Genomic DNA, 23,131 nt, shown 5'->3' on the forward strand with positions numbered 1-23,131 from the left:
CCGTGGGCATCCGCTTCGACCGCGTCAGCGTCGCCTACGGCGACACCGTCGTCCTGGACGGCCTGGACCTGACCGTCGAGCCCGGGGAGTTCACGGCCCTGCTGGGGCCCTCCGGGTCGGGCAAGACCACCGCCCTGCGCGCCGTCGCCGGGTTCGTCCGCCCCGCCTCGGGCCGGGTGCTGCTCAACGGCCGCGACGTCACGGACCTGCCGCCCCACGCCCGGGGCGTGGGCATGGTGGTGCAGAGCTACGCCCTGTTCCCGCACATGCGCGTCGACCAGAACGTGGCGTTCGGGCTCCGCGCGCAGGGCACCCCGCGCAGGGAGATCCCGGGCCGGGTCGCCCGGGCCCTGGAGATGACCGGCATGGCCGGCTACGCCCGCCGCCACCCGCGCGAGCTCTCCGGCGGCCAGCAGCAGCGGGTGGCGATCGCCCGCGCCCTGGCCATCCGCCCCAAGGTGCTGCTGCTGGACGAGCCGCTGTCGGCGCTGGACGCCCGGCTGCGCTCGGACATGCTCGGCGAGCTGGCCCGCCTGCACCGCGAGCTGCCCGACGTCACCGTCCTCTACGTCACCCACGACCAGAGCGAGGCGCTGACCCTCGCCGACCGGGTGGCGGTGCTGGACCGGGCCCGGCTGCGGGAGTACGACACCCCGCGGGCCCTGTACGCACGGCCGCGCACCGCGTTCACCGCACGGTTCGTCGGCGGCGCCAACCTGCTGCCCGCCCGCCTGGAGGGCGGCCGGGTCCACTGCCTGGGCACGGCCTGGGAACCCGCGCCGGAGGAGCTGCCGGCGGGCGCGGGGGAGGGCGCCGAGCTTCGGGTGTGCCTGCGCCCGCACCGGGTGGTGCCGGGCGGGGCCGAGTACACGCTGCGCGGGGAGGTCTCCGAGGTGCAGTGGCGCGGCTCCGTGCACCGGATCACCGCCCTGGTGGGCGGCCACCCGGTCACCGCCGAAGTGCGGGAGACGGCCGAGCCGCCCGCCCCGGGCGAGCCCATCTCCCTGGGCTTCACCCGCGCCGACGCCGTCCTGCTGGAGCCGGAGCCGGAGGAGGTGGCCACGTGACCGCCGCGACGGACACGGCCCGGGCCCCGGAGCGCGCCGCCGCCCCGCCGCCGGCCCCGCGGTCCCGGCCGCCCCGGCGCTCCCCCGCCGCGCTGTGGGCGGTGCCCCCGGTGGTGCTGCTGGCCGCGGTCTTCCTGTACCCGCTGCTGCTGGTGGCGGCCGAGTCGGTCACCGACCCCGCGGGCGGCCTCACCCTCGCCCACCACGCCGAGGTGCTGGCCTCCGACCGCTTCCGCTCGGCGCTGGGCACCACCGTGTTCATCGCGGTGACGGCCACCGCCGGATGCCTGGTCCTGGGGTTCCTGCTCGCCCTGGTGGTGGCGTTCGTGCCGTTCCCCGGCAGCGGGGCGACCGCCCGGTTCATCGAGACCTACCTCTCCTTCCCGTCCTTCCTCATCACCCTGGCCCTGCTGTTCGTCTACGGCACCGTCGGCATGGCCAACGGCCTGTGGACCGACGTCACCGGGGCGGACCAGGGGCCCTTCCGGTTCCTGGCCACCCCCTGGGGCGTGATCCTCGCCGAGGTCACCTACTTCACGCCGTTCGTCATGCGCCCGCTGCTGGCCGCGTTCGGGCAGATCGACACCGCCCGCCTGGAGGTCGCCTCCTCCCTGGGCGCCCGCCCGCTGCGGGTGGTGCGGTCGGTGATCCTGCCCGAGGCGCTGCCCGCGCTGGCCGCCGGGGGAGCGCTGGTCCTGGTGCTGTGCCTGAACGAGTTCGCGATCGTGCTCTTCACCGGCGCCAAGGACGTCGTCACCCTGCCGATGCTCGTCTACAGCTCGGCGATCCTGCGGGCCGACTACACCACCGCCTGCGTCGTCGCCGTGGTCAACGCGGCCCTGTCGGTCACCCTCTACCTCGTCTACCGGGCCCTCACCGCCCGCCTGGGAGGAGGCGCCGACCGTGCTCGTGCATAGCCGCGCCGCCCGCCTGACCGTGTGGGCGCTGTTCGCCCTGATCGTCGTGCCGCTGTTCCTGCTGCCGCTCGGGGTCATCGCCGTCGCCGCGTTCTCCACCTCCTGGAGCGGCGTGCTGCCCTCGGGGCCGACCCTGGACAACGTCTCCGGCGCTCTGGGCGGGCCGAACCTGGAGGCGCTGCGGGTCAGCCTGGCCACCGCCGCCACGGCGAGCGTGCTGGCCCTGGTGCTGGGCACCTGGGCGGCACTGGCCGCCGACGGCCTGCGCCGCCGCGGCCGCGCCCTGATGGACGCCCTGTTCATGACGCCCGTCGCGGTGCCGACCGTGGTGGTGGGCCTGGCCCTGCTGGTGGCGTTCAGCCGCCCGCCGCTGCTGCTCAACGGCACGCAGACGATCGTCATCGCCGCCCACACCGTGCTGGTCACGTCGTTCGCCTACCAGTCGGTGTCGGCCGCGCTCACCCGGCTGGACCCCGTGTACGCGCAGATGGCCGCCTCACTGGGCGCCCGTCCGCTGCGGGTCCTGCTGCGGGTGCGCCTGCCCCTGCTGCTGCCCTCGCTGAGCGCCGCCGCCGGGCTCTGCTTCGCCCTGTCCATGGGCGAGCTGAGCGCCACGATGATGCTCTACCCGCCGTCCTGGCTGCCGCTCCCGGTGCGGATCTTCGCGGCCACGGACCGCGGCGCGCTCTTCGCCGGGGCCGCCTCCGCCCTCGTCCTGATGGCCGCCACCCTGGCCGTCCTCCTGCTGCTGTCCCGGGTCCGCACCCGGGCGGCGTTCCGCTGAGCCCCCCGCCACCGTGCGCCTTCACCGAGAGGTTCCCACCATGACCACCAGATCCGGGGCCGCCGCCGCGGCCGGCACCGCCGCGCTGGCCCTCGTCGCGGGCCTGACCGCCTGCGGCCCCGCCGAGACCGGCCCCACCGTCACCGTCTACTCCGCCGACGGCCTGCGCAACGAGGAGGGGACGGGCTGGTACGACGAGCTCTTCGCCGAGTTCGAGGCCGAGACCGGCATCTCCGTCCAGTACGTGGAGGGCGGCTCCGGGGAGATGGTGCAGCGCGCCGCCCGGGAGAGGTCCAACCCGCAGGCGGACGTCATCGTCACCCTGCCGCCGTTCATCCAGCAGGCCGACGGCCTGGACCTGCTCCAGGAGTACGTGCCCGAGGGCGCCGAACACGTTGAGACCAAGGACCCGAACGGCAGGTGGACGTCCATCGTGGACAACTACTTCTGCCTCATCCACAACACCGAGGAGCTGCCGGAGCCGCCCGCCACCTGGGAGGACCTGCTCGACCCGCGGTTCGAGGGCCGGCTCCAGTACTCCACGCCCGGGGTGGCCGGCGACGGCACCGCGGTGGTCATCCAGGCGGTCCACGACTTCGGGGGGCTGGAGCCCGCCATGGACTACCTCGGCGAACTCCAGACCAACAACGTCGGCCCGTCCTCCTCCACCGGAGCGCTGGGCCCCAAGGTCGACAAGGGCGAGCTGCTGGTGGCCAACGGCGACGTGCAGATGAACTACGCGCAGTCCCGCACCATGCCCGACATCGGCATCTGGTTCCCGGCCGTGGAGGAGGGCGGGGACCCCGCCACGTTCGCCCTGCCCTACACGGCGGGCCTGCTCACGGGGGCGCCCAACGCCGACAACGGCCGCGCCCTCATCGACTTCCTGCTCAGCGAGAGCGCCCAGAGCCGGGTGGCCCCGGTGGCGGGCGGCTTCCCGGCGCGCGGGGACGTCGAGCCGGAGGGCGAGGAGGCCGAGGAGCTGGCGGCGCTGCTGGAGGGGGTCACGGTCTTCGAGCCCGACTGGGAGGTCGTCGAGGCCGAGCTGCCGACCTACCTCGACGCCTGGGAGCAGGCCACCGGCGGCTGACCGCGCACGGCGGGGCCCGCCCGGTCCGCCCCGGGCGGGCCCCGCCGCGCCGTGCCCGGACGCCCCGCCGGCGGGCTCCCCGGTCCGGGTCCCTGCGGACTCCGACGTATCCGACCAGGTCTAAGGTCGGAAGCGACAAGGACGTCGGAACGAGGACACGAACATGGACGTACGCACCTACATCGAGGACCACCGGGACGAGTTCCTCTCCTCCCTCAAGGAGTGGCTGGCGATCCCCTCGATCTCCGCGGACCCCGGGCACCACGAGGACGTGCGCCGCTCCGCCCGCTGGCTGGCCGACCACCTCTCCGCCACCGGCTTCCCCACCGTCGAGGTCTGGGAGACCCCGGGCCTGCCCGCCGTGTTCGCCCAGTGGCCCGCCGCCGACCCCGGCGCCCCCACCGTCCTCGTCTACGGCCACCACGACGTGCAGCCCGTCGACCCCGTCGAGGAGTGGGACACCCCGCCCTTCGTCCCCACCGAGCGCGGCACCTCCCTGTACGGCCGCGGCGCCTCCGACGACAAGGGCCAGATCCTCTTCCACACCCTGGGCCTGCGCGCCGCCCTGGCCGCCTCCGGGGCCGACGCCCCGCCGGTCACGATCAAGCTCCTGATCGAGGGCGAGGAGGAGTCGGGCTCCGTCCACTTCGCCGAGCTCATGAAGGCCAACCGCGCCCGCCTGGACTGCGACGTCGCCGTCATCTCCGACACCACCATGTGGGCGGCCGACACCCCGTCCATGTGCGTGGGCATGCGCGGCCTCACCGACGTCGAGATCTCCCTGTACGGCCCCGGCCGCGACCTGCACAGCGGCTCCTTCGGCGGCGCCGTCCCCAACCCGCTCAAGGCCATGAGCGACCTGCTCTCCGCCCTGCACGACGAGGACGACCGGGTCGCGATCCCCGGCTTCTACGACGGGGTCGTCGAGGCCGGGGCCGAGGAGCGCGAGCTCATCGCCCGCCTGCCCTTCGACGAGGGGGAGTGGCTGGCCACCGCCGCCTCCACCGCCACGTGGGGCGAGCGGGGGTACAGCACCCTGGAGCGCATCTGGCTGCGGCCCACCGCCGAGATCAACGGCATGTGGGGCGGGCACACCGGCGCCGGCGGCAAGACCATCGTGCCCCGGTCCGCCCACGCCAAGGTCAGCTTCCGCCTGGTCCCCGGACAGGAGCCCCTGAAGATCCAGGAGCGCGTCCGCGACTTCGTCGACTCCCGCGTCCCCGACGGCCTGCGCGCCGAACTGGAGTTCGGCGGCCCCGGCGTGCGGGCCTGCGCCTCCGACCTGTCCTCCACCGCCCTGAAGGCGGCCCGCCGCGCCATGGAGCGCGCCTTCGGCACCCCGGTGCTCTTCACCCGCGAGGGCGGCAGCGGCCCCGAGGCCGACATCGCCGACATCCTCGGGGCGCCGCTGGTGTTCGTCGCCGTGGGCCTGGACGAGGACAACATCCACGCGCCCAACGAGAAGGTCGAGACGCCGCTCCTGCTCAAGGGGGCCGAGAGCGTCGCCTACCTGTGGGAGGAGCTGGGCGCCACGGCCTGACCCGGCCCGCGACGACCCGAGGGGCGCTCCCGCGGGCCCGGGCATGCGACGGGCCCCGACGGCGTTGTCCCTGTCAGCCGGCGGCCGCACCCCCGGGTGCGGCCCCGCTCCCGCACACTTCCCGGAAGGACCCATGCACGTCGACACCACCGCCTCCCGGCCCGGCCCCGCCGCGTCCCGCCCCATGCTCTCCCGCGCCGCCGTGGACGCCGCCGCACACCGGCGCACCGACCAGGCCTGGCTGGAGCGGGCGTGGCAGGACCCCGACACCCGGGTCCTCGTCCTGGAGGGCGGCGACCCCACGAGCTACGGGTGGAAGGCCCTGATGGCCAAGCAGTCACGGGCGCTGGTCACCACCGACGGGGACCCCGAGCTGGTCCTCACCGCGCCGGAGGCCGCACCCGAGGGCGAGCGCTACCTGCTGGGGGTCGACGGCGGCCGAGCCTACTTCGCGGTCCGCTCCCCGGCCGGACTCGTCGAGCGCGACGGCGCCCGGCCCGCGTCCCTGCGCGAGCTCGGCCCGCTGCTCGGCGACCGCGACACCGGACTGCTCACCCGCGCCGTGGCCCTGGCCAACTGGCACGCCACCCACGGGTTCTGCCCGGCCTGCGGCGCGCCCACGGTCATCTCCGCCGCCGGCCACCTGCGCCTGTGCGAACGCGAGGGGCGCGAGCAGTTCCCGCGCACCGACCCGGCCGTCATCATGCTGGTCCACCGCGGAGAGGGCGGGGACGAGCAGGTCCTGCTCGGCAACAACCCGAACTGGGACGCGCGCCGCTACTCCGTGCTGGCCGGGTTCGTCGACGCCGGAGAGTCCCTGGAGCAGGCGGTCGTCCGCGAGGTCGCGGAGGAGGCGGGGATCGTGGTCGAGGAGCCCCGCTACCTGGCATCGCAGCCGTGGCCGTTCCCGCGCAGCCTCATGGTGGGCTACACCGCGCGGGCCGTCGGCGAGACCGAGCGCACCGACGACGAGATCGGCTCCCTGCGCTGGTTCACCCGGGCCGCGCTGGCCGAGGCGGCGGCCACCGGGGAGATCGTGCTCCCCGGTCCCGTCTCGATCGCCCGCACCCTCATCGAGCACTGGCAGGGGGAGGCCCTCCCCGGTCAGTGGTGACCGAGGGGGCGTCGCGGGGGCGGGCCCGTCCGCCGACCCTCCCGACAGGGTCGGTGGCCGTCGTGCCGCGGAGCCGGGTCAGTTGGTACCGGGGGAGACGCCCAGCTCGTCCGGCAGCACCGTCAACGGGCTGGTGCTGCTCTCCACCACGTCGCTCGCCAGGTCGGCGACCTTGCGGCCGCGCGAGCGCGCCGAGGAGCGCAGCCGCTCGAACGCCTCGCGCGGCGGCATGGTGTGCCGTTCCGCGAGGACGCCGATCGCCTGCTCCACCACCACGCGCGAGTGCAGCGCGTGCTCCAACTGGGCGATGGTGTGGCGCAGGCGCTCCACCTCGGTCGCCCCTTCCGGCGCCCGTCCGGGCGCCTGCGCCCGCCGGCGCTCCCCGCCCGCCTCCGCGGTGAGCAGGTCGGCGAGGACCATCGCGCTCACCAGGTCGGGCAGCTCGTGCCCGTTCCCCACGCGCCACCCCGTCGGGGTGCGGCGCACCACACCGACGTCGACCGCGTCGGCGACCGCTATGTCATGAGAACTCACGTCGTCCCCCAACTCAACACTCCCCGTCGTCATACGTCCGAGCCGTCCATGGCCGAGAGCGGCCGCACCGGGGAGAGGGCCCCTCGGGGTCACGGGGCGGTCGGCCCGCGGGCGGGACCCGCGGGCCGGCTTCTCCGGGCTACGACAGCTCGGCCAGCTTCTGCTTCACCTGAGCGAGCGACGGGTTGGTCATCGCCGCTCCGTCACTGAAGACCACCGTCGGGACGGTTTGGTTCCCGTTGTTGACCTTCATCACGAGTTCCGCGGCCTCCGGGTGCTCCTCGATGTTCACCTCACGCCCGGTGATCCCCTCGCGTGCGAGCTGGCTCTTGAGCCGCTTGCAGTACCCGCACCAGGGGGTGGTGTACATCGTGAACTGTTCGGTGGCCGTGTTCGTCATCTCGCTCACGTTTCTTCTCGTCCTACGGTCGGCGTTCTCGCCCGGTCCCACATCCCAACACCGCGGGGCCCGGTCCGCTTCCCCCGACCGTGTGACACAACGTGGGACGCCTCACAGGCCGGGCTGGTTCTGAAATGTGTCGGTCGGCTCCGTGGCCGCAACCGGCCGCGGTCCGCCCGCCCGGTCCCCGCGAGGGCCGCCTGTGGACGGGTGCGGTTCCGTCCCCGGCGCGGCCGATACTTGAGAGACTGACCCACAGAACCGCACAACCGTCTCGACCATGTTCAGGAGCACCATGGACCCCGACCGCGTCCTGGAGGGACTGGACCCCGAGCAGACCCTGGCGGCGCGCGCCCTGCGCGGCCCCGTGTGCATCCTGGCCGGTGCCGGAACGGGCAAGACCCGGGCGATCACCCACCGCATCGCCCACGCGGTCGCCAGCGGGGTCGTCTCCGAGCAGCAGATCCTCGCGGTCACCTTCACCACCCGCGCCGCCGGGGAGATGCGCGGACGGCTGCGCGCCCTGGGCGCCCCCCGCGTGCAGGCCCGCACCTTCCACGCCGCCGCGCTGCGCCAGCTCTCGTTCTTCTGGCCGCAGGTGATCGGCGGCGAGAAGCCCACCCTCATCGAGAGCAAGATCCAGGCGGTGGCCCGCGCGGCCCACTCCGTGGGCGTGCAGCCCGACCGCACCGGCCTGCGCGACCTCGCCTCCGAGATCGAATGGGCCAAGGTCACCCAGGTCCGCCCCACCGACTACGAGAGCGCCGTCGCCAAGGCGTCCCGGCAGGCGCCGCTGCCCGCGGGCGAGGTCGCCCGGGTCTTCGAGGCGTACGAGGAGCTGCGCCGCGAGCACAACCTGCTCGACTTCGAGTCCATGCTCGAACTCACCGCCGGCATGATCAACGAGTACCCGGCCATCGCCCAGCGGGTCCGCGAGCAGTACCGCTACTTCGTCGTGGACGAGTTCCAGGACGTCAACCCGCTGCAGAAGCTCCTGCTCGACGCCTGGCTCGGCGACCGCGACGACCTGTGCGTGGTCGGCGACCCCAGCCAGACCATCTACTCCTTCGCCGGGGCCACCCCCTCCTACCTCACCGGCTTCGCCGCCCGCTACCCGCACGCCACCGTCGTGGAACTGGTCCGCGACTACCGCTCCACCCCCCAGGTGGTGCGGGTCGCCAACCACGTCATCTCCCAGGCCCGGGGCACCACCTCCGCCGGGCACCTCACCCTCCGGGCCCAGCGCCCCGACGGCCCCGACCCCGTCTACCAGGAGTACGACGACGAGCCCGCCGAGGCCACCGGGGTCGCCCGCAAGATCCGCGCCCTGATGGAGGAGGGCGTCCCGGCCGGGGAGATCGCCGTCCTGGTGCGCATCAACGCCCAGTCCGCCGCCTACGAGCAGGCCCTCACCGACCAGGGCATCCCGTTCAGCGTGCGCGGCACCACCAGGTTCTTCGAGCGCCCCGAGATCAAGCAGGCCGTGCACCTGCTGCGCGGCGCCCGCCACGAGGCGGCCGGGGAGGAGCCCGCGCCGCTCATCGCCACCGTCCGCCAGCTGCTGGGGCAGATCGGCCTCACCGACACCGCGCCCGAGGGCCGCCAGGCCCGTGAGCGCTGGGAGTCGCTGGCCGCGCTGGCCCAGCTGGCCGAGGACATGGCCGCCGCGCCGCGCCCCGGGGGCGCCCCGGTCACCATGAACGACCTGGTCGAAGAACTCGACGTGCGCATCTCCACCGAGCACGCGCCCGGCTTCGAGGGCGTCACCATCGCCTCCCTGCACGCCGCCAAGGGCCTGGAGTGGGACGCGGTGTTCCTGGTCGGCCTCACCGAGGGCATGATGCCGATCATCTACGCCGAGACCGACGAGCAGGTCGAGGAGGAGCGCCGCCTCTTCTACGTCGGCGTCACCCGCGCCCGCGAGCACCTGGCGATGTCGTGGTCCCTGGCCCGCTCCCCGGGCGGGCGCAAGACCCGCAAGCCCTCCCGGTTCCTGGACGGCCTGCGCCCGGCGTCCCCCAGCACCGCCGCCCGCCGGGCCGAGCGCCGCCGCGGGCCCGCCCGCTGCCGGGTGTGCGGGAACACCCTGACCGACGCGGCCGAGCGCAAGCTGGGCCGCTGCCTGGACTGCCCCTCCAGTTACGATGAGGCGCTGCTGGAGCGCCTGCGCGACTGGCGGCGCGCGGTCTCCCAGGAGCAGAAGGTCCCCGCCTACGTGATCTTCACCGACGCGACCCTCCAGGCGATCGCCGAACAGGAGCCCTCCGGGGTCCCGCAGCTGTCGGCGGTGTCCGGTGTCGGTCCGGCGAAACTCGACCGCTACGGGGAGGCGGTACTCGCGCTGGTCGCGGGCGCCGAGCCCGCCGAGGTCATGGAAGGTCGGGACTCCCCCGACGGCGAAGAGGAGGATGTGGCCGGATGAGCGACAGAGCCGACGAGACCCGGCGGGACCAGTCGTTGGCCGACCTGCTGGCGGTTCTGGACCTGGAGCGGATCGAGGTCAACATCTTCCGGGGCAACAGCCCCCAGGAGGGCCCCCAGCGGGTCTTCGGCGGGCTGGTCGCGGGCCAGGCCCTGGTGGCCGCGGGCCGGACCGCGCCCGAGGACCGGTACGTCCACTCCCTGCACGCCTACTTCATCCGCCCCGGCGACCCGGCGGTGCCGATCGTCTACGAGGTGGACCGGGTCCGCGACGGCCGGTCGTTCACCACCCGCAGGGTGGTCGCCGTCCAGCACGGCAAGCCGATCTTCACCCTGTCGGCCTCCTTCCACAAGGAGGAGCCGGGGCTGGACCACCAGATCCCGATGCCCGACGTCCCCCCGCCCGAGGAGCTGCCCAGCACCCGCGAGCGGCTGCGCGCCGAGTTCGGCCGGGTCCCGGGGTTCGTGCGCTGGCACCCCATCGAGCTGCGCCCGGTGGGGCCGCTGTCCTACGAGGCCGAGCGCGACCCCCGGCTGCGCACGGCGGTCAACCCGGTGTGGCTCAAGGTCGACGGGAAGCTGCCCGACGACCGGCTCACCCAGGTGTGCCTGATGACCTACGCCTCCGACCTCACCCTGCTGGACACGGTGCTGCTGCGCCACGGGCGGTCCTTCGCCGGGATCTCCATGGCGAGCCTGGACCACGCCATGTGGTTCCACCGCCCGTTCCGCGCCGACGAGTGGCTCCTGTACGCGCAGGAGACCCCCAGCGCCCAGGGCGCCCGGGGGCTGGCCCGCGGCCTGGTCTACACCCGCGACGGGCAGCTGGTGTGCTCGGTGGTGCAGGAGGGCCTGATCCGGGTGGTGGACGCCGAGGGCTGGTCCGACGCCCTGCGCCCCGGCCCGGTGTGACCGCTACCGGCCACGGGGCCCGGCAACAACGCGGGGATCCCGCGGATTCCCTGGAACCCGTGGCCGGATGAGGACGTTTTCCCAGGTCAAAAATAGGTTGCTAGTTTTCGCGGGCGACCCTTAGTCTGTACATCGTCGCCAAGACCGCTCTATGGCGCGGGAGGGATCCCGCCGCCCGACCGTGAAGGAGGTGCCCGATCAAATGATGACCACGAGCTTCGCTTCGGCCGTGTCGTCCCGTCAGCAGTGGCTGAACGCCGTCCCGGGCACCGCCCTGTCCTGCGGTCTGTCCGGCGGCTCCGCCCTACGCGGTGAGCGCGCCATCGCCGGCGATGCCCTGAGGGGCATCGGCCTGGCCTCGGCCGAGGGTGCCCGGAAGGGCGTCTTCGTCGAGGGGACCGGTCCGGACTTCGGGGGCTTCGGCTTCCGTCCCGTCGCGACCGTGATCCTCGCCGCCGAGCACGAGTCCAACGGCAGTGGTGTGTCCACCGGCAACGAGAGCGCCCGTGACCGCGGCGAACTCATGACGGCTCGCACCGAAGGAACCCCGCGCCGCTATGGCGCACCGGGGAAGTGTCCACGGAGGAATCCGGCCTAGCCGACTAGGCCCAGGGTCTCCATCCGTGGCCGCGGTCCCCGAATTCGGGGCCGCGGCTTTCTTTGTATCCTCGTCCGCCCGATCTCCCCCGGGGAGGCAGGGCAGGCGTCTGCATCGCAAGTCAGGTCCCGCACCGGAACCGCATCCGGTGAACCGAGAACACCGACCGCGTTGTACGAGACGAACAAAGATCTTGGAGGGCACCGATGCTCGCGTCGGTCCTGGAAACGCCCTGGCTGGGCGAGACCGAAATCCCCTGCCGTATGCAGCCCGACCTGTTCTTCGCCGAGGCCCCCGCCGACGTCGAGGCGGCCAAGGCCCTCTGCGGCTCCTGCCCGGTCCGGGAGCAGTGCCTGTCCGACGCCCTGGACCGCAAGGAGCCCTGGGGTGTCTGGGGAGGCCAGCTGCTCGTCGCCGGCCAGGTCGTGGCGCGCAAGCGCCCGCGCGGACGCCCCCGCAAGAACCCGGCTCCGGTCGCCGCCTGACGGCTTCACCCGAACTCTCCACCGCAGTACTACAGACCCCGAAGGACTGAACGAGACATGATGATCCTGGAACTCCTGGACATGACCAACGAGCCGAGCGCCGAGACCCGCGAACGCCAGGGCATCCGCCTGACGGCACGGGAGATGCGCGCCCGCCAGCGGGAGCAGCGCCGTGCCGAAGACGCGCTCATGGAAATCGCGTGGTCACGCCTGTGTTGACGGGGTGACCGGGCGCGGTGGTGACCTGGGGTGACCAGCGCGCCGGACCCGGCCGACAACGGCGGACACATGCGGAACCGGTGCGGAACCGAGACGGGGCCGGACGGCGATCCTCGAAGGGGATCACCGTCCGGTCTCTTTTCTGTGTACGGACAATAAAGGAGTGCTTCGGAACAGGGTCCGGAAGGCCCTCCGAAGCGGGGTGGAATACCCCAGGTCAGGCCGGAATGCGCGACGGGGCCGGGATTTCCGCCCACCCGGTCCGTTCTCACCGAGGAGACGAAATCAAAGACATAACGGGACAACACACTCCTGTTCGAGAGCGCTGTCCTCGGCTACCGTAAAGTTCGTGCCCTCGAACACCAAAATCGAGGTGCGACGCAGTCCTCGCCGCCGGCGCACCGTGTCGGCCTACAGGGACGGGGACACGACCGTCGTCCTCGTGCCCGCGACGTTCTCCCGCGCAGAGGAAAAGCGCTGGGTGGGACGCATGCTGCAACGCCTGGAGGCACGCGAGGAACGCCGTCGCCCCGGTGACGGGGAGCTCCACGAACGCGCGGTCGAACTGGCCCGCCGTTATCTGGACGGCACCCGATTGCCGGACAGCGTCCGCTGGGTCGACAACCAGAATTCCCGCTGGGGTTCGTGCACCCCCGACACCCGCACGATCCGCATCTCCCGACGCGTCGCCGGAATGCCCTCCTGGGTGGTCGACTACGTCCTCATCCACGAGCTCGCGCACCTGTTCATCCCGCACCACGGCTCGGAGTTCTGGGAACTGGTGCACCGCTACCCCAAGGCCGAGCGCGCCCGCGGCTACCTGGAGGGGTTCAGCGCCGGATCGCGCTCCGAGCCCTGCGAGCCAGGCCTGGCCCCGGAGGAGCCGCTCACCGGCGCCGAGGTCGCCCTCGCGGAGGAGTGACCCCGGGCGGCGGAGCCGCCGGGGACAGCGGCCCGCGGCCGGTCCCCCTCACCGGGCGGCGAGGTGGGCGGCGACCGCGGCCGCGGCGGCCGACACCAGGGAACGGGTGACCTCGTCGGTGGGTTCGGGGAGCGCGTCGACCGGGAACCAGCCCAGGTCGGCGGACTCGTCCGGGTCCATCACCGGCTCCGCGCCGGCCGGTGCCAGCAGCGCGTACTGCACGTCCAGGTGGAAGCTGCCGCCGCCGCAGGGCACCGCGTGGCGGTCCAGCCGGATCGGTCCCGGTAGCAGCTCCAGTCCCGGGATGCCGGACTCCTCGGTCGCCTCCCGCAGCACGGCCTCCGCGAGCGTGGCGTCCTGCGGCTCGCAGTGGCCGCCGGTCTGGAGCCACATCCGGTGGACGCGGTGCAGGGTGAGCACCACCCGGTCGCCCTCGGCGGAGACGACCGCCGAGCTGGCGGTGATGTGCCCGGGCAGGCAGCCCCGCCACATCCCGTCCTCGTGGGCGTCCAGGTGCGCCACGTACGCGCGGCGCAGCTCCTCCTGGCGCGCGTCGGGCGCGGCCCAGGCGGACAGCACCGCCCGGGCGTCGGCGTGCAGCGACACCTAGGAGTCCCCTCCCGGCCGGTCCGGCTCCCCCTCGTCGGGCTTCCCGTCATCCGGCTTCTCCTGCTCCGGCCCCTCGCCGGCGGACGCCCCGGGGGCCTCGCCGGTGAGCGTGGAGATGTCGAAGTCGGCGTCGGCGAACGCCCCGCCGCTGACGAACGCCGTCGGGTCGTCCAGGTCCTCGCTGCCCGGCATCAGGTCCGGGTGCTGCCACACGGCGTCGCGCCCGTCGATGCCGCGCGCCTCCTCCAGCGCCTTCCACAGCGCCTGCGCCTCGCGCAGCCGCCGCGGACGCAGCTCCAGCCCGACCAGGGCCGCGAAGGTGTGCTCGGCCGGGCCGCCGGTGGCCCGGCGCCGCCGGGTCGCCTCGGCCAGGGCGTCCGCCTGCGGCAGCCGCCCGGTCACCGCGCCCGACACCACGGTCGCCACCCAGCCCTCGATGAGCGCCAGCGTGGTCTCCAGCCGGTTCAGCGCCGCCTTCTGCTGCGGCGTGTCCTCGGGCTGGAACATGCCCTGGCCGCCCAGCACCTCCTGGAGCGACTCCGGGTTGTTGATGTCGATCTCGCCGAGCCGGTCCTCCAGGCCGCTGATGTCGAAGGACATCCCGTCGGCGTACTCGGCGACCAGGCGGAACACGTGCGAGCGCAGCCACGGCACGTGCGAGTACAGCCGGTGCACGGCCGCCTCGCGCGCGGCCAGGTACAGCCGCACCTCGTCGTCGGGGATCTGCAGGCCCTCGCTGAACTTGGCGACGCCCAGCGGCAGCAGCGCCGCGCTGCCCTCGCCGGCCAGCGGCAGCCCGATGTCGGCGGTGCCCACGACCTCCTGGGAGAGCTCTCCCACGGCCTGGCCCGCCTGCTGGCCGACCATCATGCCGCCCATCTGCTGGATCATGCCGAGCAGGGGACCGGCGACCGACTGCATCTCCTCGGGCAGGCTCTGCCCCATGGACCTGACGGTCTTGCTGGTCAGCGGGTCGCACAGCTGCGCCCAGGAGTCCATGGTCTTCTCGACCCACTCCGAGCGGCTCCACGCCTGCGCCGTCTGCACGCCCGAGGGCAGCGAGGTGGACTGGTCCAGCCACAGGTCGCCCAGGCGCAGCGCCTCCTGGACCCTGGCGTAGTCGCCGGGCGGCACGCTGGGGTCGCCCTTCTGCGCGACGACCTGTCGCGCTATGTCCTTGGCCATACTCCAGTTGATGCCCGAGCCCGTGCCCTGTCCGGCGGGGGTGCCGCCGGGGGCGGGCTGGGCCGACATCATGTCGGCGAACCGGCGCAGCATGTCGGCCATCTGCTGCGGGTCGCCGAACGGGAATCCTTCGGGTGTTCCGGAGTCCCCTCCGCCCGGGCGGCCGCTGCCGGCACCACCCGAGCCGGAGTCGCCAGCGCGGCGTCCGGACTCGTCATCGGGATCGTTCGGCATGCTGAAACCGAAAGGCAGGTCGCTCACAATCAGACCTCAGGCAGGATTAGGTTTGGTCTCCACTGTCACGTTAGCTGGGAGTCGCCCGGAGTGAATACCGAAAGCAGCCAGGTTCGCCCAGAGCACAGCCGGTCCGGAGGGGCCGGGGCGGTGGTCGCGGTCACCGGCGCGGCCTCCGGGGTGGGCCGACTCCTCGTGCAACGCCTGGCGGCGCCGGAAGGTTCCGCCGCCCCGCGCGAGGTCGTGGCCATCGACGCCGAGTTCGCCGACCTGCGCGGCGTCACCTGGCGTATCGCCGACGTCTGCGACCCGGGGCTGGTCTCCCGCCTGGACGGGGTGGACGTGCTGGTGCACACCGCCGACGACCGCTCCCCGGACACGCGGCCCGCGGACCGGCGCGCCCACAACATCCGGGCGGCGCAGACGGTCCTGACCGCCGCGGCCGCCTCGGGGGTCCCGCGCGTGTTCCTGGTCACCAGCACCATGGTCTACGGGGCGGCCCCGGACAACCCGGTCCCGCTGCCGGAGAACGCCGTCCGCGTCTCGGACAACAGCGACGGCCTCATGGGCGACTTCGCCGAGATCGAGGCGCTGGCCGAACGCGCCCGCCGGGCCCACCCCGGCCTCACCGTCACCGTGGTGCGACCCGCCCCCCTGGTCGGCCCCGGCCTGGACACCCTGCTCAGCCGCCATTTCTCGGCGCCGCGCCTGCTCACCGTCAAGGGGCACGAGCAGCACTGGCAGTTCTGCCACATCGAGGACCTGGCCGGCGCGCTGGCGTTCTGCGCCCTGCACGGGGTGGACGGCCCCGACGGCGTGGTGGCGGTCGCCAGCGGCGGCTCCCTCACCCAGGGCCAGGTGGAGGAGATCGCCGGGATGAAGCACTTCGAGGTGCCAGCCAACCTCGCCTTCGGCACGGTCCGACGCCTGCACCAGGCCAGGATCACCCCCGCCGCGGAGGGGGAGCTGAAGTTCCTCGTCTACCCCTGCGTGGTGGACTGCGCGACGCTGCGCGAGGCCGGGTGGAAGCCCGACCACGACGGCGAGGCCGCCCTGGCGAGCCTGCTGGAGTCCCGCGGCGGCCCGGCCCTGGTGGGCCGCAGCATCGGCCGCAAGGAGGTCGCCGTCACCGCCGCCGGGGCCGCGGGCGCCGCCGCGGCCGCCATCGGGACCGCCGTCACCATCCGCCACCTGCGCAAGCGCAAGGGCGGCTGACCGGTCGGCCACCGGGACCCCGTGGCCTCCGCGCGGCCCGACACCCGGGGCGGAACACCTGTGAGGTGCCACAAGGGACGATTGGTACCTTCTAGGAGTGGAACAGATCACTCTCGCCTCGGTGCGCGACACCCCTCTCTCGGTGGACGAGGTCCTCGCGGCCGTCCAAGACCCCCGTGCCGGCGGCACCGCCGTCTTCATCGGCACCGTCCGCGACCACGACCACGGGCGCGACGTGGCCCGCCTGGGCTACTCGGCGCACCCCACCGTCGAGGCCATGCTGAGGACGGTCATGGAGAAGGTGCTCGCCGACACCGCCGTCCCGGGCCGCCCCGTCGTCAGGCTCGCCGCCGTCCACCGGGTCGGCGACCTGGAGATCGGCGACCTCGCGGTCGTCGTCGCGGCCTCCGCCGCGCACCGCGAGGAGGCGTTCGCCGCCTGCCGCAGGCTGATCGACGACCTCAAGGCCCAGGTGCCCATCTGGAAGCACCAGGCGTTCACCGACGGCGACCAGGAGTGGGTGGGGACTCCCTGACACGTCCCCTACCCGGGCCGCAATAAGGTGTGCAGCATGCTTCGTCGTGTCATGACCCTTGTCGTCGCCCTCGTCCTGCTCGTCGGGCTCGGGTTCGGCAGCCGTTTCCTGCCGATGCCGTACCTGGTGGCCGGGCCGGGCGTCACCCTGGACACGGTGGGCCGCACCGAGGAGGGGCCGGTCATCGAGATCGACGGCGCCGAGAGCTACGAGCACGAGGGCTCGCTGTCGATGGTCACCGTGCAGTACGCGGGCGGCCCCCAGCGCCGGCTCGACTTCTTCACGGTCGTGCGCGCCTGGCTCTCGCCGACCGAGGCGGTCATGCCCGAGGAACTGCTCTTCCCCGCCGGCCGCAGCCCCGAGGAGGTCAGCGAGCGGCAGGCCACCCAGATGAACGACTCCCAGACCGACGCCACGGCCGCCGCCCTCAACGAGATCGGCATGGGCTACGACGCGGTCCCGGTGGTCGCCGACGTGGTCGAGGACATGCCCGCCGAGGGCCTGGTCGAGCCGGGCGACGTCATCCTCGCCGTCGACGGCGAGGAGGTCGACACCCGCTCCGAGGGCGAGCCCGGCACCGCCGTCGGCAGCGCGGCGGTCGTGGAGCGCGTGGGCGCGCGCGAGCCCGGCGACCCCGTCTCCCTGACCCTGGACCGCGGCGGCGAGGAGGTCGAGGTCGAGCTGGTCGCCGCCGAGGGCGAACAGGGCCGCGCCGCGGTCGGCGTCCTGATCGCCGACGAGATGGACTTCCCCATCGAGGTCGACATCACCGTCGGCGACATCGGCGGCCCCAGCGCCGGGATGATGTTCGCCCTGGGCATCATCGACCGGCTCAGCGAGGAGGGCCTCACCGGCGGCGCCTCCGTCGCCGGGTCGGGCACCATCGACTCCGCGGGCCGGGTGGGCGGGGTCAGCGGCATCCCGCAGAAGATGGTCAGCGCCCAGCGGGACGGGGCCCGGTACTTCCTGGTCGCCGCCGACAGCTGCTCCCAGGTCGCCCAGTCCGCCGCCTACGGCGAACTGGAGGTCGTCCGCGTCGAGACCCTCTCCGACGCGGTGGAGGCCCTGGAGACCATCCGCACCGGCGAGGGCGAGCTGCCCCGCTGCGAGTAGGCGGCCCGCACGGCCGCCCCGCCCCCGCGGGATCCGCGGGCGGGACCGGGGCCCCGCGGGGACGCCGCTCAGCCCTCCAGGTCGAGGGTGAGGGCCAGCGCCGAGGTGAGCGCCGGGACGAGGTCGGCGCCGTTGAGGACCGCCTCCTCGCTGTCGTGGCTGCGCATGCGCAGCGCGCAGTGCCGCGAGCCGTCCCGCAGGACCCCCGCGACCATGCGGATCTCCTCCGTCTCCCTGCCCTGGGCGGAGGCGTCCTCGCCGGGGGAGAGGGTCTCGTCGGAGCCCTTCACCACCAGCCGCTCCATGACCAGGGCGCAGCCGGCCACCCCCTCCGGCCACATGATGCGGCCCAGCGCCTCCTCCAGCGGCAGGTCCGCCGGCAGCGGGTCCTGCTCGACCGGGGTCAGCTCCAGGGGGTCCGGCGCGCCGGAGACGCCCAGCATCTCGGCGAGGGCGGGCTCGGCGGCCAGCAGTTCGGCCGTCGGCACCAGGGCGTACAGGCCCAGCGGCCGGTCCCATCCCTGAGCGGCGGCGTGGCGTTCGAGGTCCATGACGGCTTCGCGAATGTTCGACACGTTCCCATAGTGGCCGATGGGGGAACCTCGCCGCTCCCGTTCGCGGACAGTAGGGTCACAAAGGGACCACAGGAAACCACGGGGTTGCCGGGCCGATACACCAACGATGCGACCTTGTCACCCCCACGGAACGGGTTCCGGGAACTCCGAAGGGTCGAAGTGAAGTTCTCCGTAAACAAGGCGCTGCACGCGCACCGAACGCACCTAACAAGCCATAACGAGGGGGAGGCGTGAGCTTCCGATCGCCCGGCGCACCACCTGCGCGCATGCCTCGTCGATCAAGGTTGCTCGCGCCAGTCGCGGCGACCGTGGTCGTCATCATCGCGGGGTTGATGTTCGCCGCGAACTTCTGGACCGACTTCATGTGGTTCCAGTCCGTCGGCTTCACCTCGGTCTTCCTGACCGAACTCTGGACACGGGTGCTGCTGTTCGCCGTGGCCGCGGTGGTGATGGCCGTCATCGTCGGCGCCAGCATCTTCTTCGCCTACCGGGCGCGCCCCGGAATCCGGCCGATGAGCCTCGAACAGCAGGGCCTGGACCGCTACCGGCAGTCCATCGACCCGCACCGCAAGCTGTTCTTCTGGATCGCCGTGGGCGCCCTCGCCCTGCTCTCCGGCGCCGCGGCCAGCGGTGACTGGCGGTCCTACCTGCAGTTCGTCAACGGTGTGGACTTCGGGGTGACCGACCCCGAGTTCGGGATGGACGTCGCGTTCTTCGCGTTCGTCTACCCCTTCCTGAGGATCCTGCTCGGCTACCTCTACGCCGCCGTGATCCTGGCCTTCATCGCCGCGGTCATCGTCCACTACCTGTACGGCGGCGTCCGCCTCCAGAACGACACCGGTCAGCGCGCCACCCCCGCGGCCCGGGTGCACCTGTCGGTGCTGCTCGGCCTCTTCGTGCTGCTGCGCGCCGGGTCGTACTGGCTGGACCGGTACGGGCTGGTGTTCTCCGAGCGCGGCTACACCTTCGGCGCCTCCTACACCGACGTGAACGCGGTCAAGACCGCCCTGACGATCCTCACCGTCATCTCGGTCATCTGCGCCCTGCTGTTCTTCGCGAACATCTACTTCAAGAACACCATGGTCCCGGTGGCCAGCCTCGGCCTGCTGGTGCTGTCCGCCGTGATCGTCGGCGTCGCCTACCCCGAGATCGTCCAGCGCTTCCAGGTCAGCCCCAACGAGCAGCGCCTGGAGAGCCCGTACATCCAGCGCAACATCGACTCCACGCGGGCGGCGTACGACATCGAGGACGCCCAGGTGGAGCCCTACGACGCCACCACCGAGCTGAGCGCCGAGGACCTGGTCCAGGAGGCGCAGGGCACCACGGTCCGGCTGGCCGACCCCGCCGTGGTCTCGCAGACCTTCCAGCAGATGCAGCAGGTCCGCGGCTTCTACCAGTTCCCCGAGGTGCTGGAGGTCGACCGCTACCCGGACAGCGAGGGCAACCTGATCGACACGATCGTCGCCGTCCGCGAGCTCGACGGTCCCCCCTCGGACCAGGACAACTGGCTCAACCGGCACCTGATCTACACCCACGGCTTCGGCTTCGTCGCGGCCGCGGGCACCCAGATCGACGCCGAGGGCCGCCCGGTCTTCACCGAGTACAACATCCCGCCGCGGGGCGAGCTCAGCGACGTCGTCGGCGACTACCAGGAGCGCGTCTACTACGGCCGGGAGGGCGCCGAGTACGTCATCGTCCAGGCCGAGGAGGAGTACGACTACCCCCTCGACGAGGAGGGCGCGACCCCCGAGGTCTCCACCCCGGAGGACGCGGTCGAGCCCGAGGTGAGCCCGAGCCCGGACGACGCCCAGGCGCCGGCCGACGCGGACGCCGAGGCCGCCGACGAGGAGGCCCCGGCCGAGGAGGGGACCACCGAGGAGGAGGCCGGCTCCTCCGCCGGCTCGCAGCAGTACAACCGCTACGACGGCAGCGGCGGCGTGCAGCTGGACTCGTTCTTCGAGCGGATCCTGTACGCGATCAAGTACCAGGAGCCCAACATCCTGCTCAACAGCGCGATCACCGGCGACTCGCGCATCCTGTACGAGCGGGACCCGCTGGACCGGGTCGAGAAGGTCGCGCCGTTCCTCACCGTGGACAGCCGCCCCTACCCGGCGGTCGTCGACGGCAAGATCGTGTGGATCGTGGACGCCTACACCACGTCCAACAACTACCCGTACGCGAACCGGATCGACTTCACCCAGGCGGTGACCGACACGTTCACGGACGGGTCGCTCACCCAGGTCAGCGCGCTCCCGGGCAACCAGGTCAACTACATCCGCAACTCGGTCAAGGCCACCGTGGACGCCTACGACGGCACGGTCACGCTGTACGCCTGGGACGAGGAGGACCCGGTCCTGCAGACGTGGATGGGCGCCTTCCCCGGCACCATCCAGAGCCGGGACGACATGAGCGAAGAGCTCGTCGACCACCTCCGCTACCCGGACGACCTGTTCAAGGTGCAGCGCGAGATCATGCGCGAGTACCACGTGACCGACCCGGCGGCCTACTACGGCGGCCAGGACTTCTGGGCGGTGCCCAACGACCCGACCGGCGCCACCGAGCGTCCCGAGTCGCCCTACCGCCAGACCATCCAGTACCCGGGCGAGGAGGAGGCCAGCTTCTCGCTGACCAGCACCTTCGTGCCCCGGGGCCGGGAGAACCTGGCGGCGTTCATGGCCGTCAACAGCGACCCGCGCTCGGAGGACTACGGGCAGCTGAAGCTGCTGGAGCTGCCGCGCAGCACCGTCATCTTCGGCCCCGGGCAGGTCCAGAACGCGTTCGACGCCGACGCCAACGTCCGCGAGGTGCTGCTCCCGCTGGAGCAGTCCAACGCCGAGGTGACCAGGGGCAACCTGCTCACCCTGCCGTTCGCGGGCGGTCTGCTCTACGTCGAGCCGCTGTACGTGCAGGCGGGCGGCGGCGGTGCCGCGTCCTTCCCGCTGCTGCAGCAGGTCATGGTCGGCTTCGGCGAGGAGGTCGCCATCGGGAGCAACCTCCCCGACGCGCTGAGCAACCTGTTCGACGGGGCGGAGGCCCCGCCGCCGGCCGAGGGCGAGGAGGAGGCCCCGCAGGAGGAGGCACCCGACTCCGAGGCCGGCTCCGGCGGCGGCGACCAGGACCTCACCGAGTCCCTCAACGAGGCGGTGGAGGCCTGGGAGGAGGCCCAGGACAACCAGGAGGAGGCGAACGACCGCCTGCGCGAGGCCCTGGAGGCCATCGAGGAGGCGCTCGCCGAGCAGGAGGGCGGCAACTAGCCGTCCGGACGGGGCGGGGCGCCGTGCCCCGCCCCATCCGCCCTCCCGGACCGCGGCCGGGGCGGGGACCGCAGGGTTCCCGCCCCGGCCGCGGCGTATCGATTCGCTTTCCCGTCCCGGGCGCGCTACTGTAGAGAACACAACGACGCGGGGTGGAGCAGTTCGGTAGCTCGCTGGGCTCATAACCCAGAGGTCGCAGGTTCAAATCCTGTCCCCGCTACCAAGGCCCGGACCCGGGATGAATTCCCGGGTCCGGTGCTTTTCCCGGTCCATTCCCCCGTGGAATGGACCGGGAGGGTGACGGTCTTCACGGCCGCCGCCGGTCCGGGCCCCGAGCCCGGGCGAACAGGGCCGATCTCACCGTTCTCCCTCACCGGAAACGATTTGCGGCCCGGGGGGAAACCCTCTAAAGTAGAGATCAACGACGCGGGGTGGAGCAGTTCGGTAGCTCGCTGGGCTCATAACCCAGAGGTCGCAGGTTCAAATCCTGTCCCCGCTACTGAAACCGGGCCCGGAAATCCAATGGATTTCCGGGCCCGAGTCTTTTCCCGACCGCTCCCGTTCTTCCCGCTTCCCGCCGGGGAGCCGCCCCGGGCGGGTGCCGCCGCCCGGAGCGACACGGCCCGCCCGGTCCGGTACCCGGGAGGCGGAGCCTCCCGGGGGTCCGGGCGCCGTCGGGCGAGGGGACGCGGCGACGGCGCCCGGGGTCTCAGCGGGTGCGGCCCTCCACGAGCTCCACCACGCGGTCGGCGCGCTCGGCGACCTTGGGGTCGTGGGTCACCACGACCACCGCCGAGTCGCGGATCCGGGCCTGCTCCAGCAGCTGGTCCATGATCATCCGGCTGCTGGCGGCGTCCAGGGCGCCCGTGGGCTCGTCGGCGAGGATCAGGGCGGGATCACGGCTGAGCGCCCGCGCCAGGGCCACACGCTGCTGCTCGCCGCCGGAGAGCTGGTGCGGCTTGGAGTGGAGGCGGTGCCCCAGCCCCACCGCCTCCAGCAGCTCGCGGGCCCGGCCCCGGCGGCGCAGCGCGGGCATCCCCGCCAGCACCAGGGGCACGCCCACGTTGGCCATCGCGGTCCGCCGCTCCAGCAGGTGGAACTGCTGGAACACGAACCCGATGCCCTCGCCGCGCAGCCGCGAGCGCGGGCCCTCGCCCAGTCGGCTGGTCGCCCGCCCGTCGAACGTGTACTCGCCGCCGCTCGGCTTGTCCAGCAGCCCGAGCAGGCTGAGCAGGGTCGACTTGCCCGAACCGGACTGGCCGATGATCGCGACGACCTCGCCCCGGTACACGTCGAACGTGCAGTCGTGCAGGACGTCGATCCGGGTCCCCGACACCATGAAGTGCCGGGTCAGCCCCTCCACCCGCAGCAGCGGGGCCTGGGGCGGGGGAGCCTGCGGGGCCAGGGG

22 protein-coding genes and 2 tRNA genes are annotated in these 23,131 nt (G+C 72.9%); 18 read left to right on the forward strand and 6 right to left on the reverse strand.

The genetic code is table 11. The annotated features are described in order from the left end of the window. Positions 1 to 2: 2 nt before the first annotated feature. From ABZ249_RS03340 to nudC, 6 genes are all read left to right on the forward strand, one after another. Positions 3 to 1,067 carry an ABC transporter ATP-binding protein gene (locus ABZ249_RS03340; RefSeq protein ID WP_355256615.1) on the forward strand — a complete coding sequence of 355 codons (1,065 nt, stop codon included), beginning with the start codon at positions 3 to 5 and terminating at the stop codon, positions 1,065 to 1,067. Next, the gene (locus tag ABZ249_RS03345; protein WP_355256618.1) at positions 1,064 to 1,984 is read left to right on the forward strand and encodes a 2-aminoethylphosphonate ABC transporter permease subunit; all 921 of its coding nucleotides are present in this window, start codon (positions 1,064 to 1,066) and stop codon (positions 1,982 to 1,984) included. Before ABZ249_RS03340 ends, ABZ249_RS03345 begins: the two co-directional genes overlap by 4 nt. Beyond that, complete coding sequence (locus ABZ249_RS03350) at positions 1,971 to 2,768, forward strand: ABC transporter permease subunit (protein WP_355256621.1); 798 nt, start codon at positions 1,971 to 1,973, stop codon at positions 2,766 to 2,768. Before ABZ249_RS03345 ends, ABZ249_RS03350 begins: the two co-directional genes overlap by 14 nt. Positions 2,769 to 2,808: 40 nt before the next feature. After that, a complete protein-coding gene (locus ABZ249_RS03355) occupies positions 2,809 to 3,858 on the forward strand; it encodes a 2-aminoethylphosphonate ABC transporter substrate-binding protein (RefSeq protein WP_355256624.1) in 1,050 nt (349 codons plus the stop codon). A 163-nt stretch (positions 3,859 to 4,021) separates the two neighbouring features. Beyond that, complete coding sequence (locus ABZ249_RS03360; RefSeq protein WP_355256627.1) at positions 4,022 to 5,398, forward strand: dipeptidase; 1,377 nt, start codon at positions 4,022 to 4,024, stop codon at positions 5,396 to 5,398. 133 nt (positions 5,399 to 5,531) lie between these two features. After that, positions 5,532 to 6,512, forward strand: a complete 981-nt coding sequence (gene nudC / locus ABZ249_RS03365; RefSeq protein WP_355256630.1) for an NAD(+) diphosphatase — start codon at positions 5,532 to 5,534, stop codon at positions 6,510 to 6,512. A gap of 78 nt (positions 6,513 to 6,590) precedes the next feature. On the opposite strand, the gene ABZ249_RS03370 is transcribed toward nudC, so the two are convergent. Both ABZ249_RS03370 and ABZ249_RS03375 read right to left on the reverse strand, forming a co-directional pair. Continuing rightward, positions 6,591 to 7,079, reverse strand: a complete 489-nt coding sequence (locus ABZ249_RS03370; protein ID WP_255647067.1) for an ANTAR domain-containing protein — start codon at positions 7,077 to 7,079, stop codon at positions 6,591 to 6,593. 106 nt (positions 7,080 to 7,185) lie between these two features. Beyond that, on the reverse strand, positions 7,186 to 7,446 hold the full coding sequence (locus ABZ249_RS03375) for a mycoredoxin (RefSeq protein ID WP_220565553.1): 261 nt from the start codon (positions 7,444 to 7,446) through the stop codon (positions 7,186 to 7,188). Positions 7,447 to 7,741: 295 nt separating this feature from the next. On the opposite strand from ABZ249_RS03375, the gene ABZ249_RS03380 reads away from it, so the two are divergent. The 6 genes from ABZ249_RS03380 to ABZ249_RS03405 all read left to right on the forward strand — a co-directional run bounded on the left by ABZ249_RS03380 (position 7,742) and on the right by ABZ249_RS03405 (position 13,003). Further along, positions 7,742 to 9,868 carry an ATP-dependent DNA helicase UvrD2 gene (locus tag ABZ249_RS03380; RefSeq protein WP_355257100.1) on the forward strand — a complete coding sequence of 709 codons (2,127 nt, stop codon included), beginning with the start codon at positions 7,742 to 7,744 and terminating at the stop codon, positions 9,866 to 9,868. Next, positions 9,865 to 10,779: an acyl-CoA thioesterase II gene (gene tesB / locus ABZ249_RS03385; protein ID WP_355256633.1), complete on the forward strand. Its 915-nt coding sequence runs from the start codon at positions 9,865 to 9,867 to the stop codon at positions 10,777 to 10,779. Before ABZ249_RS03380 ends, tesB begins: the two co-directional genes overlap by 4 nt. Before the next feature lie 181 nt (positions 10,780 to 10,960). Next, a complete protein-coding gene (locus ABZ249_RS03390; RefSeq protein ID WP_355256636.1) occupies positions 10,961 to 11,377 on the forward strand; it encodes a hypothetical protein in 417 nt (138 codons plus the stop codon). 206 nt (positions 11,378 to 11,583) lie between these two features. Next, the gene (locus ABZ249_RS03395) at positions 11,584 to 11,862 is read left to right on the forward strand and encodes a WhiB family transcriptional regulator (protein ID WP_220565007.1); all 279 of its coding nucleotides are present in this window, start codon (positions 11,584 to 11,586) and stop codon (positions 11,860 to 11,862) included. Between the two features lie 57 nt (positions 11,863 to 11,919). Continuing rightward, entirely contained in the window at positions 11,920 to 12,081 is a 162-nt protein-coding gene (locus tag ABZ249_RS03400) for a hypothetical protein (RefSeq protein WP_355256639.1), read from the forward strand. A 349-nt stretch (positions 12,082 to 12,430) separates the two neighbouring features. Further along, positions 12,431 to 13,003 (forward strand): M48 family metallopeptidase, encoded by a 573-nt coding sequence (locus ABZ249_RS03405; protein ID WP_255647068.1) that lies wholly within the window; start codon positions 12,431 to 12,433, stop codon positions 13,001 to 13,003. Positions 13,004 to 13,051: 48 nt separating this feature from the next. On the opposite strand, the gene ABZ249_RS03410 is transcribed toward ABZ249_RS03405, so the two are convergent. After that, positions 13,052 to 13,609 (reverse strand): NUDIX domain-containing protein, encoded by a 558-nt coding sequence (locus tag ABZ249_RS03410; RefSeq protein WP_220565009.1) that lies wholly within the window; start codon positions 13,607 to 13,609, stop codon positions 13,052 to 13,054. Further along, positions 13,610 to 15,058 carry a zinc-dependent metalloprotease gene (locus ABZ249_RS03415; protein WP_355256642.1) on the reverse strand — a complete coding sequence of 483 codons (1,449 nt, stop codon included), beginning with the start codon at positions 15,056 to 15,058 and terminating at the stop codon, positions 13,610 to 13,612. Positions 15,059 to 15,181: 123 nt separating this feature from the next. Here ABZ249_RS03415 and ABZ249_RS03420 point away from each other — a divergent pair, with 123 nt between their 5' ends. From ABZ249_RS03420 to ABZ249_RS03430, 3 genes are all read left to right on the forward strand, one after another. After that, positions 15,182 to 16,246, forward strand: a complete 1,065-nt coding sequence (locus ABZ249_RS03420) for an NAD-dependent epimerase/dehydratase family protein (protein WP_220565011.1) — start codon at positions 15,182 to 15,184, stop codon at positions 16,244 to 16,246. 97 nt (positions 16,247 to 16,343) lie between these two features. Next, positions 16,344 to 16,781, forward strand: a complete 438-nt coding sequence (locus ABZ249_RS03425; RefSeq protein ID WP_220565012.1) for a molybdenum cofactor biosynthesis protein MoaE — start codon at positions 16,344 to 16,346, stop codon at positions 16,779 to 16,781. A 51-nt stretch (positions 16,782 to 16,832) separates the two neighbouring features. Continuing rightward, positions 16,833 to 17,894 carry a PDZ domain-containing protein gene (locus tag ABZ249_RS03430; protein WP_355257103.1) on the forward strand — a complete coding sequence of 354 codons (1,062 nt, stop codon included), beginning with the start codon at positions 16,833 to 16,835 and terminating at the stop codon, positions 17,892 to 17,894. 68 nt (positions 17,895 to 17,962) lie between these two features. On the opposite strand, the gene ABZ249_RS03435 is transcribed toward ABZ249_RS03430, so the two are convergent. Further along, positions 17,963 to 18,469, reverse strand: coding sequence for a PPA1309 family protein (locus ABZ249_RS03435; RefSeq protein WP_255647069.1), 507 nt, complete (start codon positions 18,467 to 18,469; stop codon positions 17,963 to 17,965). 266 nt (positions 18,470 to 18,735) lie between these two features. Here ABZ249_RS03435 and ABZ249_RS03440 point away from each other — a divergent pair, with 266 nt between their 5' ends. The 3 genes from ABZ249_RS03440 to ABZ249_RS03450 all read left to right on the forward strand — a co-directional run bounded on the left by ABZ249_RS03440 (position 18,736) and on the right by ABZ249_RS03450 (position 22,222). Beyond that, a complete protein-coding gene (locus ABZ249_RS03440) occupies positions 18,736 to 21,723 on the forward strand; it encodes a UPF0182 family protein (RefSeq protein WP_355256647.1) in 2,988 nt (995 codons plus the stop codon). A 146-nt stretch (positions 21,724 to 21,869) separates the two neighbouring features. After that, positions 21,870 to 21,946 (forward strand) — tRNA-Met (locus tag ABZ249_RS03445). A gap of 202 nt (positions 21,947 to 22,148) precedes the next feature. Beyond that, positions 22,149 to 22,222: transfer RNA gene (locus ABZ249_RS03450), tRNA-Met, on the forward strand. 210 nt (positions 22,223 to 22,432) lie between these two features. Here ABZ249_RS03450 and ABZ249_RS03455 read toward each other — a convergent pair. After that, positions 22,433 to 23,062 (reverse strand): ABC transporter ATP-binding protein, encoded by a 630-nt coding sequence (locus tag ABZ249_RS03455; RefSeq protein WP_355257105.1) that lies wholly within the window; start codon positions 23,060 to 23,062, stop codon positions 22,433 to 22,435. Positions 23,063 to 23,131 lie beyond the last annotated feature (69 nt).

Origin of the sequence: Nocardiopsis sp. NPDC006139 (assembly GCF_040614155.1) — a bacterium.
Classification (GTDB): domain Bacteria; phylum Actinomycetota; class Actinomycetes; order Streptosporangiales; family Streptosporangiaceae; genus Nocardiopsis; species Nocardiopsis changdeensis.